This window comes from Bacillus sp. TH30 (genome assembly GCF_016650875.1).
Lineage (GTDB): Bacteria > Bacillota > Bacilli > Bacillales > Bacillaceae_G > Bacillus_A > Bacillus_A mycoides.
The window spans coordinates 142,892-159,469 of record NZ_JAEKEY010000001.1; the positions used below are offsets into that span (position 1 = coordinate 142,892).

The 16,578-nt window shown below is 35.5% G+C and carries 10 protein-coding genes and 6 pseudogenes; 3 read left to right on the forward strand and 13 right to left on the reverse strand.

What is annotated here, in order from left to right; translation table 11 throughout:
* Positions 1 to 7 precede the first annotated feature (7 nt).
* Positions 8 to 307, forward strand: a pseudogene (locus JFU20_RS00725) (hypothetical protein).
* A gap of 303 nt (positions 308 to 610) precedes the next feature.
* Here JFU20_RS00725 and JFU20_RS29940 read toward each other — a convergent pair.
* Positions 611 to 727: pseudogene (locus JFU20_RS29940) on the reverse strand (recombinase family protein); the annotation flags it as partial.
* Between the two features lie 90 nt (positions 728 to 817).
* Between JFU20_RS29940 and JFU20_RS29945 the strand changes: the two are divergent.
* Positions 818 to 996, forward strand: a pseudogene (locus tag JFU20_RS29945) (stress protein); the annotation flags it as partial.
* Between the two features lie 184 nt (positions 997 to 1,180).
* Here JFU20_RS29945 and JFU20_RS00730 read toward each other — a convergent pair.
* The 3 genes and pseudogenes from JFU20_RS00730 to JFU20_RS00740 all read right to left on the reverse strand — a co-directional run bounded on the left by JFU20_RS00730 (position 1,181) and on the right by JFU20_RS00740 (position 3,908).
* Positions 1,181 to 1,606: a DUF4879 domain-containing protein gene (locus JFU20_RS00730; protein WP_151304133.1), complete on the reverse strand. Its 426-nt coding sequence runs from the start codon at positions 1,604 to 1,606 to the stop codon at positions 1,181 to 1,183.
* A 349-nt stretch (positions 1,607 to 1,955) separates the two neighbouring features.
* A pseudogene (locus JFU20_RS00735) lies at positions 1,956 to 2,327 on the reverse strand (iron chaperone).
* A 399-nt stretch (positions 2,328 to 2,726) separates the two neighbouring features.
* Positions 2,727 to 3,908, reverse strand: coding sequence for an MFS transporter (locus JFU20_RS00740; protein ID WP_078205158.1), 1,182 nt, complete (start codon positions 3,906 to 3,908; stop codon positions 2,727 to 2,729).
* Positions 3,909 to 4,008: 100 nt separating this feature from the next.
* On the opposite strand from JFU20_RS00740, the gene JFU20_RS00745 reads away from it, so the two are divergent.
* Entirely contained in the window at positions 4,009 to 4,884 is an 876-nt protein-coding gene (locus tag JFU20_RS00745; protein ID WP_078205159.1) for a LysR family transcriptional regulator, read from the forward strand.
* A 554-nt stretch (positions 4,885 to 5,438) separates the two neighbouring features.
* Here JFU20_RS00745 and JFU20_RS00750 read toward each other — a convergent pair.
* The 9 genes and pseudogenes from JFU20_RS00750 to JFU20_RS00795 all read right to left on the reverse strand — a co-directional run.
* Positions 5,439 to 6,044: pseudogene (locus tag JFU20_RS00750) on the reverse strand (APC family permease); the annotation flags it as partial.
* A pseudogene (locus JFU20_RS29810) lies at positions 6,026 to 8,367 on the reverse strand (type IA DNA topoisomerase); the annotation flags it as partial. The pseudogenes JFU20_RS00750 and JFU20_RS29810, both read right to left, overlap by 19 nt.
* An 895-nt stretch (positions 8,368 to 9,262) precedes the next feature.
* Entirely contained in the window at positions 9,263 to 10,417 is a 1,155-nt protein-coding gene (locus JFU20_RS00765; RefSeq protein WP_373696015.1) for an ABC transporter permease, read from the reverse strand.
* Positions 10,383 to 11,105 (reverse strand): ABC transporter ATP-binding protein, encoded by a 723-nt coding sequence (locus JFU20_RS00770; RefSeq protein WP_078205163.1) that lies wholly within the window; start codon positions 11,103 to 11,105, stop codon positions 10,383 to 10,385. Before JFU20_RS00770 ends, JFU20_RS00765 begins: the two co-directional genes overlap by 35 nt.
* Positions 11,106 to 11,109: 4 nt before the next feature.
* Positions 11,110 to 12,351, reverse strand: coding sequence for an efflux RND transporter periplasmic adaptor subunit (locus JFU20_RS00775; RefSeq protein WP_201038182.1), 1,242 nt, complete (start codon positions 12,349 to 12,351; stop codon positions 11,110 to 11,112).
* 4 nt (positions 12,352 to 12,355) lie between these two features.
* On the reverse strand, positions 12,356 to 12,586 hold the full coding sequence (locus tag JFU20_RS00780; RefSeq protein WP_151304135.1) for a hypothetical protein: 231 nt from the start codon (positions 12,584 to 12,586) through the stop codon (positions 12,356 to 12,358).
* Between the two features lie 229 nt (positions 12,587 to 12,815).
* Positions 12,816 to 13,223 carry a GtrA family protein gene (locus tag JFU20_RS30635; RefSeq protein WP_078205166.1) on the reverse strand — a complete coding sequence of 136 codons (408 nt, stop codon included), beginning with the start codon at positions 13,221 to 13,223 and terminating at the stop codon, positions 12,816 to 12,818.
* Positions 13,204 to 14,184: a glycosyltransferase family 2 protein gene (locus JFU20_RS00790; RefSeq protein WP_139359389.1), complete on the reverse strand. Its 981-nt coding sequence runs from the start codon at positions 14,182 to 14,184 to the stop codon at positions 13,204 to 13,206. The genes JFU20_RS30635 and JFU20_RS00790 overlap by 20 nt, the downstream gene beginning before the upstream one ends.
* Positions 14,185 to 14,197: 13 nt before the next feature.
* Complete coding sequence (locus tag JFU20_RS00795) at positions 14,198 to 16,462, reverse strand: ArnT family glycosyltransferase (RefSeq protein ID WP_201038183.1); 2,265 nt, start codon at positions 16,460 to 16,462, stop codon at positions 14,198 to 14,200.
* Positions 16,463 to 16,578 lie beyond the last annotated feature (116 nt).

The following is a 16,578-nucleotide window of genomic DNA, read 5'->3' on the forward strand; positions in this document are numbered from 1 at the left end:
GATAAACATGCAGTCAACGGAAGCGCATATGAAGGAAAAACAACGTAGAGAAAAAATAGAAATAATATTCAGCCACACGGTAAAAGGAGAGAGTTATTTTCACGGTTCTTCTTATAAATGGAAAAACATTGTATATCAAAATTATAATAGAATATAACAAAAAGAGTTGGAAATTGAACAAATTATTTCGAAAATGGAATAAGAAGGGGTTCGTTTTGCGCAGCACCGTTCACTCATACACTATCCCGTCATTGATTTTATTAAATATATAGCTAAGGTTTATAAGGAAACCATTGAAATACAATAACCATGATTATATTTTTAAAATAAATAATTATATTCAAAGAAAACCTTTACAAAAAGTTTATTTTTGAACATTGTTAACAAAAAGCTCAAAAACTCATTCAAATATTTTTTATTCAAAATACTATTCGTTTTTGTTATAATAACAACCATAACGTATTCTAGTCGTTTGTATATCTTCAGATTTTGTAAAATTTATTACACAAAAAGACAACTCTTAATTAGAGTTGTCTTTTATTTTTTCTCGATATACATAATACTGTTCTGGTGCAAAAACTCCAAGATTCTTACACCTGGAGAAAAAGTAGGACCTCTCATATTCCTTCATTATTTTATAAAACGCATTTTTCTTTCGCTCTAACATTTCCATAAATATAATAGCTGTTATTTCCCCACTTTTCCATTTAGAATAAGTTTCTTCTATATTAATTATGATAATAGATGGTTTTAATGCTACTGTTGGTTCAACCTTACTTATTTTGCGGTCTATGACAACTACCCTGTCACTACCCCATTTAGTAAGAAAGAAGATTTAGAGAAAGCTAAAAAGTACTATGATGAGTTAGGAAACTCAGCTCCAATACTATGCTTCATATATAGGCTAAAGGAGATTTCCTTTCACAGATAAATGGTGATATAAAAAATAAAGAGTTTAATAAATATAAAGAAGTTATGGATAAAACCATTAAGTAGGTTAATGAATTCGCTTTCATTTTTCGGGAAATATGATAAAATTGTATTTGGATAGAAGTCCAATACATATTATTAAAAGTAAAGTGGTTTAAGTCGGAGGAAGGCACCTTAAGGTGTCTTTTCTTTATGAAAAAATCCCCACACAAGGTGCAGGGATTTTTATGCTACGAATATATAAAACTGACTATTTAATATATAGTGAAGTACGCCACGTATCTCTTGGATAGTTTATTGAAGTCTTTTGATATTCAAAAGTCCCTTCTTGATGATTTGATGCATCCCATTTATATTCCCAACCTACAATAGGATTACCACCAATTATTTGTGAACCAATACTTTTCACATCAAATCCATTCATTTTCGCAAAAGGAAACTGGCCATACCCTATTTCTTTTGTGTAAACATATAAGTAACTTCCCCCATGATCTTTAGTTGTACTAAAACTATTAGGATTAATGTATTCAACTCCACCCAATTGTGACTCTACTTTTACTACACTTAAAGAAGTTAGAGGTGCCGCTGGCCCTGCAGATGCCTCCGATGCCATTCCTAAACCAACTACCGCTGCCATTGCTAATGATGATATCCCTAATATAACTTTTTTAAATATATAAACATCCCCTTCTTTTATATAGGTACAAGTTTGATATTAACAGAATTTTATAAGGATAATCATTATTTTGAAAATGTTAACAAATTATACTTTTTTAGATATGTAATTTAGCATATTGATTGACATGTATGAAAATATATTCGTTGCTTTCAAGATAAAAAACTCCTTAATAGGATAACGTCCCATCGCCATCAAGCTAAGGTTTTGAAGTACCCCCAAAATGAAAATTCTCTTTCTCTACAGTTAGTTATCTTGAGAAATTAGCTCATTTTTTTGTTTTTGGGTGTAACTTTGGAAAAAAGTTTGATTAAAATTAATCGAACCGAACCCTCGATAATCCGATTTTTTATTTCCGCCAAAAAGTTGAACAGGCTGCCTTATCCAAAATATTAAATTCGATTATTTTCTCAAGTAATGAGAAATCAATCGGACTATCTCACTGGATACGTACCAACTGCTTGGTGTGATCATAGCCAGCCTGCACAATCCCCTCAGAAAATTGATTAATCCCTGCCTTTTCAGGTGCAAAAGCCAAATGATGTTTGGCTACGCTAAAACCAATAATGAATGTACCGTGATCGGTAAACATAGGCTGATTCCACGCAATTTTCGGCATTGAATTTGGAAATTTCTTGGTTACCCAAACCAAAACTTCTCCCGTTCGGTCCCGATGTTGCGGGTTATCAATATGCGCTAAATATTTTGTGAAAACTTCCATGTCATTTTCTCCTAAAATAAAAATTATTTTTGAACGATGTAATTTTTCATGCCTCCATTCACAACTTCATCCGTATCTATGACAGGATACTTAAACACCTCAAAAATCGACTTTTATTCAGCCATAGTTTTTTTCTTCTTCTTCAATTTCGACAAAGTCCGCAGACTCTTTTTTAAGTTTAACTTTTTCTATATGCACAATTGTTTTATAATCTAACCTCATTGTGTGTATATATAATAACGCTGTTTAATTTTGTTCTTAAAGATGCAGCAACTACAAACTGATAAGATGCACTAACTTCGAGAAGAAAACCCGCTACATAAGCATCAAATCCACGGGAGAAAATATCTATTGTAAGAATTGGAACTTTTTCATGTTACTGCTCCCCGTTTTTAAAAGTCAACTATTGATACAAATTTGTTCTTTCTCTTTATGTTGTTTTTTATCTATTGCAAACGAATAATAAGATAATGCCAATGCTATTATAACCATCACTCCACCAATCCAGCTTAGATTTAAAGTTGATGTGTATTTAATTACCATTCCTCCTATACCAGCTGCTATGGACATACCAATATTCATCACCGTTATATTAAAGCTCAACAAAATTTCTGAGGTCTGTGGTTTCAATGAAATCATATAAACATGCATTGCAGGTGTTGTTGTCCAAGTAGCTAACGCCCAAATTATAATGATAAGCAAAATAGCAATTGTTGAGTTTAAAAATGGCCTCATTAAAAATAAAGATATGGCATTAACGATTAAACTACAGGTAATGACTTTAACCGATCCCCAATTGTCTGCCATTACTCCACCAACTTGAGTACCTATAAAAGCAAAAATACCCAATGAAAATAATGATATACTAATCAACTCAATTGTAAAATTTGCCCCCTGACTCAAGATTGGCGAAATATATGCAAAGACCAAGGTATATCCCAATATCCAAAATACAGTTGTTAAAAGTCCTGCTATAACCTTCTTGTCTTTTATTACCAATAATTGTTTTTTCAGTGGAATTGAGTTTTCTGCTTCTAATTTGGGAACTAACCTGTTTAACAAGAGCAAATTTATAAGCGTTAATCCTCCAATAATGAGATAAATATAATGCCAGTCTATATACGCAGCAGTTAGAGTCCCAATAGGTACCCCAAATGCTAGTGATATAGTAAAACCTGTAGTAACTGTGGCCATCGCTTTACCTTTTTTGTCAGGAGATGCTAGGTGAGCAGCATAGTTTGTTGCGACAACCGTGAACAATCCGCCACTCATCGCCAATATAATCCGTGATAGCATCGCCAGAATAAAGTTGGAACTTAAAAATGCAATTAGATTTCCAATGAAAAAGATGAACAAAGAAATTGAAAGAACCTTTTTTCTATCCCATTTAGCTGTTAATAACACTAAAAAGAACGCTCCTAATGCATAGAAAATGGAATATATTGAAATTAATTGTCCTGCCGCTGATATTGAAACATCTAAATCTTTAGCAATAATTTCTAGAACACCAGAAACAACAAATTCTGCGGTTCCAGTTAAGAATGCCCCTAACGCTAAAAGATATATCATTAATTTATTCATAAATTCATCTCCCACTAATTTCTTTTTCTTTCCCTAGTTTAAAACACATGTTATCATGAGTAAAATTGATATTTTTAATATAGGAGATGAGTAAAAACTCATGACAATTGCGCGTTTCGAAGTTTTTTCTAAAGTTGTCGAGCTTAGCAGTTTTACGAAAGCAGCCAAAGCCCTGCACATAACACAGTCGGCTGTCAGCCATGCCATCGCTAGTCTTGAAAGTGAATGGGCAGTTAATCTTTTAATCAGAGAAAAAGGAAAAGATTTAGCTCTTACTGAAATTGGAACTAAAATTTTAATTCAGGTCCGTGAAATTTTAAACAGAATGGAACATATTAATCAGGAAATAGCCTTACAAGCGAATTTAGAAATAGGAACGATTCGCATTGGAAGTTTTACAAGTGCATCAGCATGTCTTTTACCGAAAATCATTTCAAAGTTTCATAGGAAATATCCCAAAATTGAATTGAAATTATTTGAAGGATCCTATGAAGAAATTATTGAATGGCTTAAAACGGGGGTAATTGATGTCGGATTTATAATTGAACATGATTTAGATTGTGAATTTGATACCGTTCCACTTATTGAAGATACAATAGCTGTAGCATTCCCGGATAACGGAAGATTCTTAGGGAAAGACGTTATTCAAATTGAGGATTTGAATAACGAACCGTTGATTATGCCAAAAGGAATGTATCAATTATATATAGAGGCAATTTTTAAGAAAGCGAAGGTACAGCCTAATGTACGCTTTGAAGTGCAGGATTGTAATACGATTGCAAACATGGTTAATGAAGGTCTTGGGGTTACAGTTGGTTCAGAGCTATTTCTTAAAACTCAGCCAAATATTTACACAAAAAGGTTACAATTAGCAAGTTTAAGGAAAATAGCATTAGCTTGTATGTCAAAACAGGACACACCCCCGGCAGTTCAATCCTTTTTAAAAGTAGCAACCGAGGTTTATAGTCTTTCATAATTTTACTCTAATTTATTATTGGAGATTCACATTACTATAAATGCTTTAATAGGAATCCATTTTGAATGATGACTTGGTTTGATCGGAATTTACGTCTTCCTTTCAAACCAAAATAAGTCCATTTCTAAAAAAGTATTTTAAAAAGTTCTCCAATTTTATATTTTAAAAAAGACATTTAATTTCTGCTATCTTACCTAATCTTATTATAAATTCAGCCCATTTATTTCTGGTTGATCATTCTGCTTATTCCATATAATGACCCGTTTATTAAACAAGAACAATCCTGCATTTCAAGCAGGATTTTTGATCAAACTTTTTTATAAACGTTACGACTTTCCATTCGTTATCAAGACCTAATTACTAAAAAATGTTTAAAATAAACTCCTCTAACATATCTAATATGTTAGAGGAGTTTTTAAATAAATTAATTACAAAACGTTCACTTTTATTGACACTATAACCTTTGCTTTTGTGGTTATTAGCATTCATACTTACAAGTACCTTAGATACCTTTTCCTTAAACAATCTTGGCTCTAAATTCAAAAGGACTACAGTTATTTAATTTCTCTTGAAATTGGTTTCTCATTTAAATTACTATGTTTTATTGAATAAACGAAATATATTATTACTCCAATAGTTATCCAAATGCAGAAGTACAACCATGTTCTTAATGGTAAATTTAACATCAAAAATACACAACTTGCAATTGAAATGATTGGCAATATAGGTACAAATGGTACCCTAAAGCCGCGCTTAAAATTCGGATGAGTTTTGCGAAGGATAATAACTGATACTCCCACCATTGAATACGTTACCAAACCACTAATATTAACTAAATTCGCTAATTCTTTTAAATCAATAAACCCAGCTATAAAAGAACTTCCTATTCCCACCAAGCCTATTGTAAAAGTCGGTTCTCCAGTATTCTTATTAATTTTCGCGAGTGATTTGGGTAACAGTCCATCACGACCCATTGCAAAGAATACTCGTGTTGCTGCATACATAGAAGAGAAAATAACAGCCATAAGACCAATGACAGCTCCTACAGCAATTACACCAGCGACCTTACCTTGTCCTACTACTTCCATTACATAAGCCATTGCTTCAGGTACATTTAATTCTTTATAGGAAACCATCCCTGTCATAACAAGGCACACAACTTCTTGATCTGACTTGTTGTGATTCTTTTTTCAAGTATCGTACCTGAAATAATGAAATCACAACCTTTTTTATAACGTTCACACAAATAGTTCGTTTTACCTATTATTACTCTCTCTTGGCATAAAGGACATTTACCTACCGTACGATCATCTGTGTTTGGGAATTCAAAACAAATGCTAAGGTCCGGCTTTAATCTAATTGCAGCTGTGAATTCTCCTTTTTCCCCACTAAAACCATTAATGAAGTCTGTTACATTATTATTCACTAGTTTTTTAATCTGGCTATCGGATAATTTCTTGCCTTTAATTTTGGCTGGCAACATAAAATCGCATCCGTTTTGATGTTCTGAGCACCCAAAAAACGTTTTGCGGTTTAGAATTTGTCCCTTCTGACACTTTGGACACTGACCTAGCGATAATTCTTCAACTGTAGGCAAACTAAAGCTGATTTCACCGTTAATAAATGCTAGATAAGCAGAAAACTCTTTGCCATTAGATTTAAATCCTTTTATAATGTACGTTTTATTCTCTTCAAACAGTTTTTTAACTTGTGCTGCAGGAATCGCTTTTTCTTTTATTTTTTGGCAAGACAATATTACAGTTCGGGTGATTGCTGCAACCGAAAAATTCCCCCCTATCTAAAATAATTCCATTTCTACAAGGACATTGGCAAACCTCTATTTGTTGCTTCCAGGTCTCTATTAGATTGTACGAAATGGTATCAGGAATTTTTATAATCTCTTGCGTTATTTTTTGTACAAACGCATTTGTATGTAAAATGAAGTCTTCATAACTCATTTCATTCTTTTCAATACGGTATATCATCCCTTCCATTTCAGCTGTGTATTGGATCTTTGACTTGTTGGACAGGAAATTGTTCAATAAAAGCACGACCAATTGGAGTTGTAGTAATTTTCCTTTTTTCAATGGCTATATAGTTCTTCTCATTTAAAGCTGGGATAAAAGTCGCTTCGGTTGCAACGGTTCCAATTCGCTTTCCTTTCATCAGTTCTTTTAAATGTTCGTCATCAATTTTGCGTCCAGCTGTTTCCATGAAAGTCAGAATTGAGCTTTCTGTGTGTAGCGCGGGTTTCTTTGTTTTGGATTCAAGTAACTCAAAATCGCAGATTTGAAGTTCATGTCCTTTCTGCAGAATAGGAATTTTAAATGCTTCCACACTTTCTTCTTCTTTTTCCTCTTGAAATACTTCTAGAAACCCTTTTTCCCTAAGTACACTTTCTTTTGTTTGATAGATATCACCCATCGAGTCAATAAGCGATACGTCTCTTACTAGATACACTGCAGGACTCATGAAATTACCCACAAAGCGTTTTACTACAAGATCATATAGCTGTTTTTCAATGTCTGGACGGTCTCCCCCGTTATATTGTTTTGTTGTCGGAATGATAGCAAAATGGCTTGATACAAGCTCATCATTGAATGTTTTATGTTTTGTATTAATTGCCTCGATATCTACTAGTTGTACCAATGACGAATAGTGACTCGTTGCTAATGAGTGCATAACACCTTTCACACGCTCTACTTGTTCTGTAGGTAAATGCCTAGAAGAAGAATGTGGATAGGTAATAAATCCTTCTTCATACAAGTTCTGAATATGTTTTCTTGCGGTTTCTGCATTAATCTGCAGATGAGCATGAGCATCTTTGTATAAATCCGTTAAGTTATATAATAATTTAGGGTTCTTCTTTCGATTTCCTTCTTTAAATTCTTCCACCACGAGATATTGACCTTTCAAGTTTTCTCCCAAACTTCTTAATGGCGATGGGTTTAACACCTGGTTTTCTGTTTTCATAACCGGAGTAAGTCCTAAATCTGTTACTAGTTGCAGATGATAATAAGATTGCTCTCTATAATTTTCAATCGCTACCTCACGTTGTCGTATCTCATTTAATAAACACATCTGTACACGTCCAGAGGATAGCAAGAACTTATTCTGTGCTAATTTCGTTGTACATCCCCTCGTTATGTTCATACCTAATAGATAGTCCAAGTACTGTCTTGCTTTAGCAGAATACGCCAGTCCATCGTATTTTGATGCGCTTTCTAATCGATTGAGAGCTACCTCTAGTTCTGCCGCTTCATAAGAGGATTTATATACACGAGATTGCTTTTTATTCACTCCTGCATATTCGTATACTTCCCTATAGATTAACTCTCCTTCGCGGTCCGCGTCACATATGTTAACCGCATGGTCAACATCATGTCGTTGCAGCAGTTTAACAAGTATTTGTAATTGTTCAGCATTTTCTTGTTTCACCTTATAAGCTGACTGATAAATTAAAGGTAAATGCTCTAACATAAACTTCGGTGTTATCTGTAATCTTATGGTGTTCATAGTACAATAACATGAGGTTTGATAACGCCCTTCTGTCTTCGTTTTGTCCCCAAGTAAAAAAGTTCTTTACTAATAATTATTGAAATTCTATATTTCCTGACTAAATAAAGAATTTTTTTACTCATTATTTCAAGAGAAAATTAGGTCTAAAGTTTAACTTGAGTAAAGAACTTTTTTCTTTTGGATTTTTATGCTTCATATTTTTTTAACAATTACAATACCTGACATAAAAAGTACCTTCATCTATAAAAGAGTATTCTTTTACCTGTAAGTTGTAAAACGTACCTTATGGCTTACGAAATATTAATGATAAATAATTTTCCCAGCCCAAAATAACCTAAAATATCGAATCTTCCTTTATATACTTTTATCTATTTTAACGAATTCCCCAAAAGAATTCTCCTTCCTCAAGCGTGTAAAGGGCGTAGCCCAACGGTAGGTGGGAGATGAATTTCGGTTTGGCATAGCCAAAAACTTTTGATAAACTAGCTATATGAAGTTCTTTGATAACTTGATATATGAGGTTGCAGGAAGAAAATAGAGTGCGAAAACCAAGCCATTCGGTTCCTGCGTAAAATATCAACCGTACCAAAAGAGCGTCCAAGCGTTGGACATCTAGGGGTGGAACACCCCGAAGTAACGCTCAGGGAGACGAAAGGGTACTTTCGTCGTGGAACTGAGAAGCTCCCACTTCAAGCTTTGCTAAGTGGCGAGTAGTTCACATAAGATAATATCAACTTCGATGTATTTATTACTACTCCTTTATGAATCAGTATCTTTTTATATAATTACATTTTTAGAATCCTGTTTTCTTATATAGTAAAAAACAAAGCAATCGCTGGACACGATCGCTTTGTTTTTTCTATTCATATCGTAGTGCTTGAATTGGGTCAAGTTTAGACGCTTTATTCGCCGGAAATACACCGAATACAACTCCAACTAATAAAGAGAAAACAAATGATAACAGCATAACCGGTATAGAGTACGCTATTGTTGTACCTGTGGCTAGTGTAAATATTTGAGCACTGATTACCCCAATCCCTATTCCAATTATTCCACCGAACGAACTTAACACAACTGCTTCGATAAGGAATTGAAGCAGAATATTTTTACGCTTTGCTCCAATTGCTTTTCTAATGCCTATTTCTTTCGTACGTTCTGAAACTGATACGAGCATAATATTCATGATACCAATCCCGCCTACGATAAGAGAGATTGCTGCACTTCCGCCTAGCATTAATGTCATAGTATCATTGACTGATGACGCAGTTTCCATTAAATCTTTTGGACTTGATACACTATAACTATCAGTATCACCTAAGATTGAATGCATCGTTCTTTCAATGCGGGTCGATATGAAATTAATCATATCTTCATTTTTCACCTTCACATATGTTGTCCCAACATTCGTAGTAGCAGCTAAACGCTGTCCGGTGCTAAGAGGGACAATAATTGTACTATCTCCGCTTGTTCCTAATGAACTTCCCACTGATTCAAGAACCCCAACAACTTTATAGGATGTTCCGTTCACTTTTACTGATTTACCGACCGGGTCTCCTAAACCGAATAATGTTTGTGCTGTGTCTGAACCAAGTACTGCAATTTTTGAATGATTCCCCTGATCTAAGTCTGCAATGAAACGACCAGATTGCAGCTTTAAATCGCGGACCTCTAAGTAAGAAGAAGTTGTTCCAATCATTGATACTTGTGTATTCGTTTTTTCATGTTTCACTGTTACTCTTCCTGACACTGTTGGTGCAATTGCTTTAATACCATCGATATCCTGAATTTGTTTTGCGTCCGTTTCTTTAAATGTAGCATCTGAATCCGTAACTGTTACAGTCAATACATTTGTACCTAAGCTGCCAATTTGATCTTGTACCTCTTTTGTCGATCCTTGTCCTATCGCAACCATGACTATAACAGAGGATACACCGATAATAATCCCTAGCATCGTTAAGAATGCTCTAACTTTATTTGCTCTAATGCTTTTCAGTGCCATTTTGAGTGTCTGCAAACCATTCACCTCCATTCTCATAGAGCTGTCCATCGTGAATCCGAACGACACGGCTTGCTTTCTTTGCAACATCTAAATCATGCGTAATAAGAATAATGGTATGCCCTTGCTCATTTAATGAATTCATAATTCCTAATATTTCTTTACTCGTTTTACTATCAAGTGCTCCAGTCGGTTCATCTGCTAGTAGAATAGGAGGCTGTCCAGCCAACGCACGTGCTATTGCAACACGTTGCTGTTGCCCACCCGACAATTGAGAAGGCAAATGATTCGCTCTATCTGCCAATCCTACTTTTCGTAATGCTTCTAATGCCGTTTCTCTTCGTTCTCCCGCTTTCATGCCTCGGTAAATGAGTGGAAGCTCGACATTCTCAACTGCTGTAAGCTTCGCTATAAGGTTGAAATTTTGAAAAATGAAACCGATTTTTTCATTTCGAATAGTTGCAAGTTGAGAGCTTTTCATTTTCCCTATCTCTTCATTATCTAGTAAGTATTCACCTGAATCCGGTCGATCTAAGCATCCGATCATGTTCATAAATGTTGATTTTCCAGAGCCTGATGGTCCTATGATAGAGATAAAATCCCCCTTTTGAATATCGAGGGAAACACTTTTTAGAGCCATTACTGTTTCGCCGCCAAGTTCGTAGACTTTCTTCATGTTCTTTATTTGAATAATTGGCTCTACCATAATATTAACGCCCTCCTTGTCCGCCGCCAGCTGGAGCTCCGCCGTTAGATCTTCCTCCAAACTCACCACCAGGTCTTCCTTGGAAATTGCCGCCACCAAATCCCTCTTGAGAGTTTCCGCCAGGCATCATCATAGGTCCTTGAGAAGAATTCCCTTTAGATTGAATTCTCGGTATTTGCACCGTATCTCCTTTTGCTAACCCTTTTGTAATTTCTACATGCGTATCATTTGAAATACCAGTTTCTACTGTCACTTTTTTTGTTGACTGTGTCGCATCGTCTGAAGATGTAGGAACTAGTACATATTTTTCATTTCCGTTTGTATGCACCGCTTCTACTGGAACGTATAATGCGTCTTCTTTACTTTCTATTGAGATACTTGCCTCAGTCGACATACCAATTTTCATATTTTTCGGATCTTCAATTTGTACAGTTACGTCAAATGTAGAAACGCCTTTTTCAGCTGTTCCTTTTGTTGCTACATTTGTTACCTTTCCGCTAAATGTTTCCTCTCCGAATGCACTTGCTGTTATTGTTACCGCTTGACCTTCTTTTACTTTCGGTACATCTAATTCATCAACACTAAGCGTTGTTTGCAAAGCGTTGTAATTTGTTATGTGTGCAATTGGATCCGCAGCCTGTACAGAATCACCGCTTGCAACAGAAAGACTTGTAATTGTCCCAGTTACTGGAACTTGCAAAATACTTCCATCTGTAAAGGTTACGAGTGTTGCACCTGCCTCTACAACATCACCTTCCTTCACACTAACACTATCAGCTGTCAAGCCACTTCCACCACTTGCTTTATCCGAACCTGCACTATTATTCCCTCTCGTTACAGGTGATGTATATCCATTTGCATCTTCCATACGAAGAAGAATTGTTCCTTGTGACGCTTTGCCGCCTTTTTTCGCACTAACTGATTTAATTTCCCCATCATATGGAGCCGTAACAACAGCACCATTTTTAAATATTACAAGTGTGTCACCTTTTTTTACTGTATCTCCAGCCGCTACACTTATACTATCCACAATAAGGATTGTATCTTTCGCTGTTACATCTTGATCTGTATTTGCTGTAACCGAACCCGATCCACTAACTGCTACTTCCAGTTTCCCTTGTTGCACTGTCGTTGTTTGAGATGCAGCCACAACACCTTGTGTTTTATCTGTTTTATGTAAAAAGAACCAAGTGCTTGCTCCTCCTATTACAACAATAATGGTTGAAATGATAATCCACTTTTTCAAAATTCTATTCTCCTTCCCATTGTTGAGTTTGCCCCGATTGTTCTTGCCCCGGCTGGAATTGACCATTACCATTACCCGGGAACATCTTATCGCGCCCTCTTGAGCCCATCTCTGAAAAATCCGGACTTTTACTTTGTTTGTAAGCTACATAGCCTACTCCGATAGCTGCACACGCACTAATCCCTAAATTTACTATGAGTAAAATTTGTATTAACTTTTGTTTCGTTTGTTCCATTTTTTATTCCACCTCGTATATTTTTTGATAAGCCCATTGTGACTTTCATTCCTTAACTTTTTCTTAAAAGTTCAACCTTACATGTAAAATCTCTTACGAAAGTTTTTTGCAATAAAAAAACAAAAAATTAGCCACACGATTTCACTGCAAAAGTTTATATAGTTCTTGCCAATTCCATATGTTACATCTATATAATAATAGAAAACAATTCATTTCATTACATCGCATCTTAATTCACTTGTTTAGTGTGGGAAGTATGAAACACCCAATACCTCGATCCTACATAGTTTATTAAGCTACCAATCAAAGTTGCAGTCACTTTAGAGACAATCAACGACTGCTCCAAGGTATCATACATACTTCTTAGTATTAGAGATACTACAATAAGACTTAAAAGATTAACACACATAAATTTAAATGCTGCAACTTGACTTCTTTTTTGTTCAAATGTCCAAACCCTATTCAGTAAGTAACTGTTAGCTACACCACAACAATAGGAGACTGATTGCGCCAGTAATATGGGCACGTCCCCCATGACAAGTAATGAAAAGATTACTATATCTATGCCCGTATTCAGTATACCTACTATTAAAAACTTAAAAATTCGTATTAAGTCTTTATTCATACGCTGTCTCATGTTGGATGGCTAATTTTTCACTTTCCTGTTCCCCATAAAATTCTCGAACAATATATAAAGGTCGCCCTTTTGTTTCATCATAAATTCGCCCAATATATTCACCGATAACGCCTAACATAAATAGCATAAACCCATTAAAAATTAACATAATACTAATGATGGAAGGCCACCCTTTCATAGTTACTTCAGTAAATAAAGTAAGATATAGCACATATATAAAGTATAGAAAGCCTGAGCTAGAAAGAAGTAAACCTGAATAAATTGCTAACTTCAAAGGTTTATAAGAGAAAGACAGAATCCCATCTAGGCATAGCTTTACCATTCGTTTAAGGGGATACTTGGTTTCACCTGCTACTCTTTCATCTCGAACATATTCAATTGCTATTTGACGAAATCCGATCCAACTAACTAATCCTCTAACAAATCTATTATTTTCGTTTATCTTTCTCATTTCTTTACATACCTTTTGATCCATAAGGCGAAAATCTCCCGTATCTACTGGTATATCAATATCTGTGGAGGCGCGAAGCACGCGATAAAACGTGCTTGCTGACCACTTTTTAAACCATGTTTCACCCTTACGCTTCATTCGTTTTGCGTAGACTACTTCATACCCCTCTTTCCATTTTTCAATCATTTGTAAAATTAGCTCTGGTGGGTCTTGCAAATCAGCATCAATAATGATAACTGCATCCCCATTTGCATAATCCATACCAGCTGTAATTGCAATTTGGTGACCAAAATTCCGTGAAAAATCGATGAGTTTCACTGTCTTATCACCTATCATAAATTGCTTTATAATATCCGCACATTTGTCTTGGCTTCCATCGTTAATAAATAGTAATTCATACGTACCATTTGCATCTTTCATGACCCTTTTCAATCTTCGATACGTTTCTTCAATAACAGCTTCTTCGTTATACATGGGGATGATTATTGAATAACATATATTGCTTTCCACTCTAACCACTCCTTTACAAAGTTATTTTATATAAAGTATTTGAGCGCCCAGGACCACCCATATTCATACCTTCTTTTCCACCATTTTGTTTTGTCTGCCACTCATCAGAAGGTATTTTCTCACCATTTTCTTGAATCCATTTCGTTACTTCAGAACTCCCGCCCCTCATTCCTTCATTTGAAATGAGGAAGTACTTTACTTTCCCGCTTACTACCAACTCTTTTAATTTTTCAACAGAATACACTGGATCAGAACCAGAAAATCCACCCATCGTTATTACAGATTCTCCTTCATCTATAATGTAAGGAGCTGCGGTTTGATAACTTGTTGTAGCAAATAAGTATTGTTCACCAGTATTGTTTTTCTTTAAATATGAAAAAGTTTTATCATCTAAACTCTCGTTATCCATACCTCCTGGCTTGCTTCCTGGTAATCCTGAAGATTTTCTACTAGGGTTTGGAATTTGCATGTGATCTTCTGGTGAAGCATAATCTTTTTCAATATATTCTCGTTCAGTTGGAAGTCCGTTATCACCCGGTCCTCCTTGTCCAGAAAATCCAGGCATTGCTCCTGGAAAAGCCCCTTTACCATCAGCTGAACTTGGGCCCGCTTGTGGGAGCATACTATTTCCACCATATGTAATCGGCGTAGCAGCCCAATACAATGGTCCGATTAATAATATAAGTAATCCTGCAATATGCAGCGTAAAAGGCAATACAATCTTCTTACCCTTGAACAAAACAAGTACGAAAGTCATGATAATTCCGGCTACTGCTATACAAAGTGGCCACTCAGCTCCAATGACATCACTGTAAGGATGCATTATATACCATTGGAAACCTGCTGTTCCTACAACTGCAATTGGCAATAACCAAGACTTCCAACCAGTATTATTTTTATAATCCTCAAAAAGCTGTGCCGAACCAGCTCCAAATAGAGCTGCAATAGGAGCCGCAAGCATTATTAAATAATAGTGATGGAAAAATCCAGCAATACTGAAAAATACCATAACTGGAATTAACCATGCGAGCCAAAAGACAGCTTCTTTATGTTTTAAGGTTATATTATTTCTTCTTACACTAGCCAATAAACTAATACTAGCAATAGCAATAAACGGTAACAGCCAACTAGCCTGACCGGATAATTCAGACTGGAATAGACGGAACGGCCCTTTTTCTCCAGTTCCAAACATACCGCCTGCCATGCCACCTGGACCACCATTTTTACCTGTCGGTGGACCATCCCCTTTGTTTATTTGGAATCCTTGACCATTATCACCATTTCCTTGTGGTAAATTAGCTCCATTTTGATGATTATCTTTCTGCACTACTTTATTGTTACCTTGAGGTGGTTGAGATTGATCATTTGCATTAGGCATTCCTTTATCTGCTGGAACTTCCTGTTTGCCATTCTCAGCGCCATCATTTGGCATTCCCCACATATTATTTTGAGGCGATTGTTGATGTTCCTTCGCACCAGGTACTCCCTGATTCCCAGTAAGACGTGATATGCCATTGTAACCAAATGCTAATTCTAAAACTGAATTTGTTTCACTACTTCCGATATACGGACGTTTATTTTCAGGAATACTGTCTACAATTACCGCCCAAGAAAGAGAAATAACGAGCATGATAGCTGTGGCCCCAGTAAGGAAACCAATCTTTTTTTTCCAGTTTATTTTCGCAGCTAAAAGATAAAAGAGATAAAAAGCGGGCAGTATCATATATGCCTGTAGCATCTTCATATTAAAAGCTATCCCAATTACCGCGAAAGATCCTAAAAGACTCCAAACACTTTCACGCTTCACACTTTTAAACAAGAGCCAAGTAGCTAACAAAAGAGTAAATACAAGCATGCTATCAATATTATTTGTTCGGCTCACTGCAGCTGCAATTGGTGTGCATGCAAAGGCTAAGGCACTAAGACGTGCAGCAACTACACCAAAAGAAGGTTTAATTAAAAAATAAATCAACAATACGGATCCTATCCCAGCCAATGCTTGCGGTAAAATTACACTCCAACCGTGCAACCCCAAAATATAGGCACTAATCGTTTGAATCCAAAATGCAACAGGTGGTTTATCTACCGTTACTGACCCGGCTGAATCAAGGGAACCAAAAAAGAAATTATGAAAGTTTTGCAGCATACTTGCTACTGCAGTCGTATAATAAGTATTCACATAGTGATCCGTCCAAATATTATAGCCATTTAAAAAAAGTGCTAACAAGATTATGAATATTAGAGGAACATCAAATCGTTTTTTCAATTGTAAAAACATAGAATTACAACTCCTTAATCATTTTATAAAGTTAACTAGGCCCTGAATGTATTATCTTTCTTCTATCTGAAGTGGACTTGAAAATAAGCTGAAAGTTTCCTGAATACATGAAATAT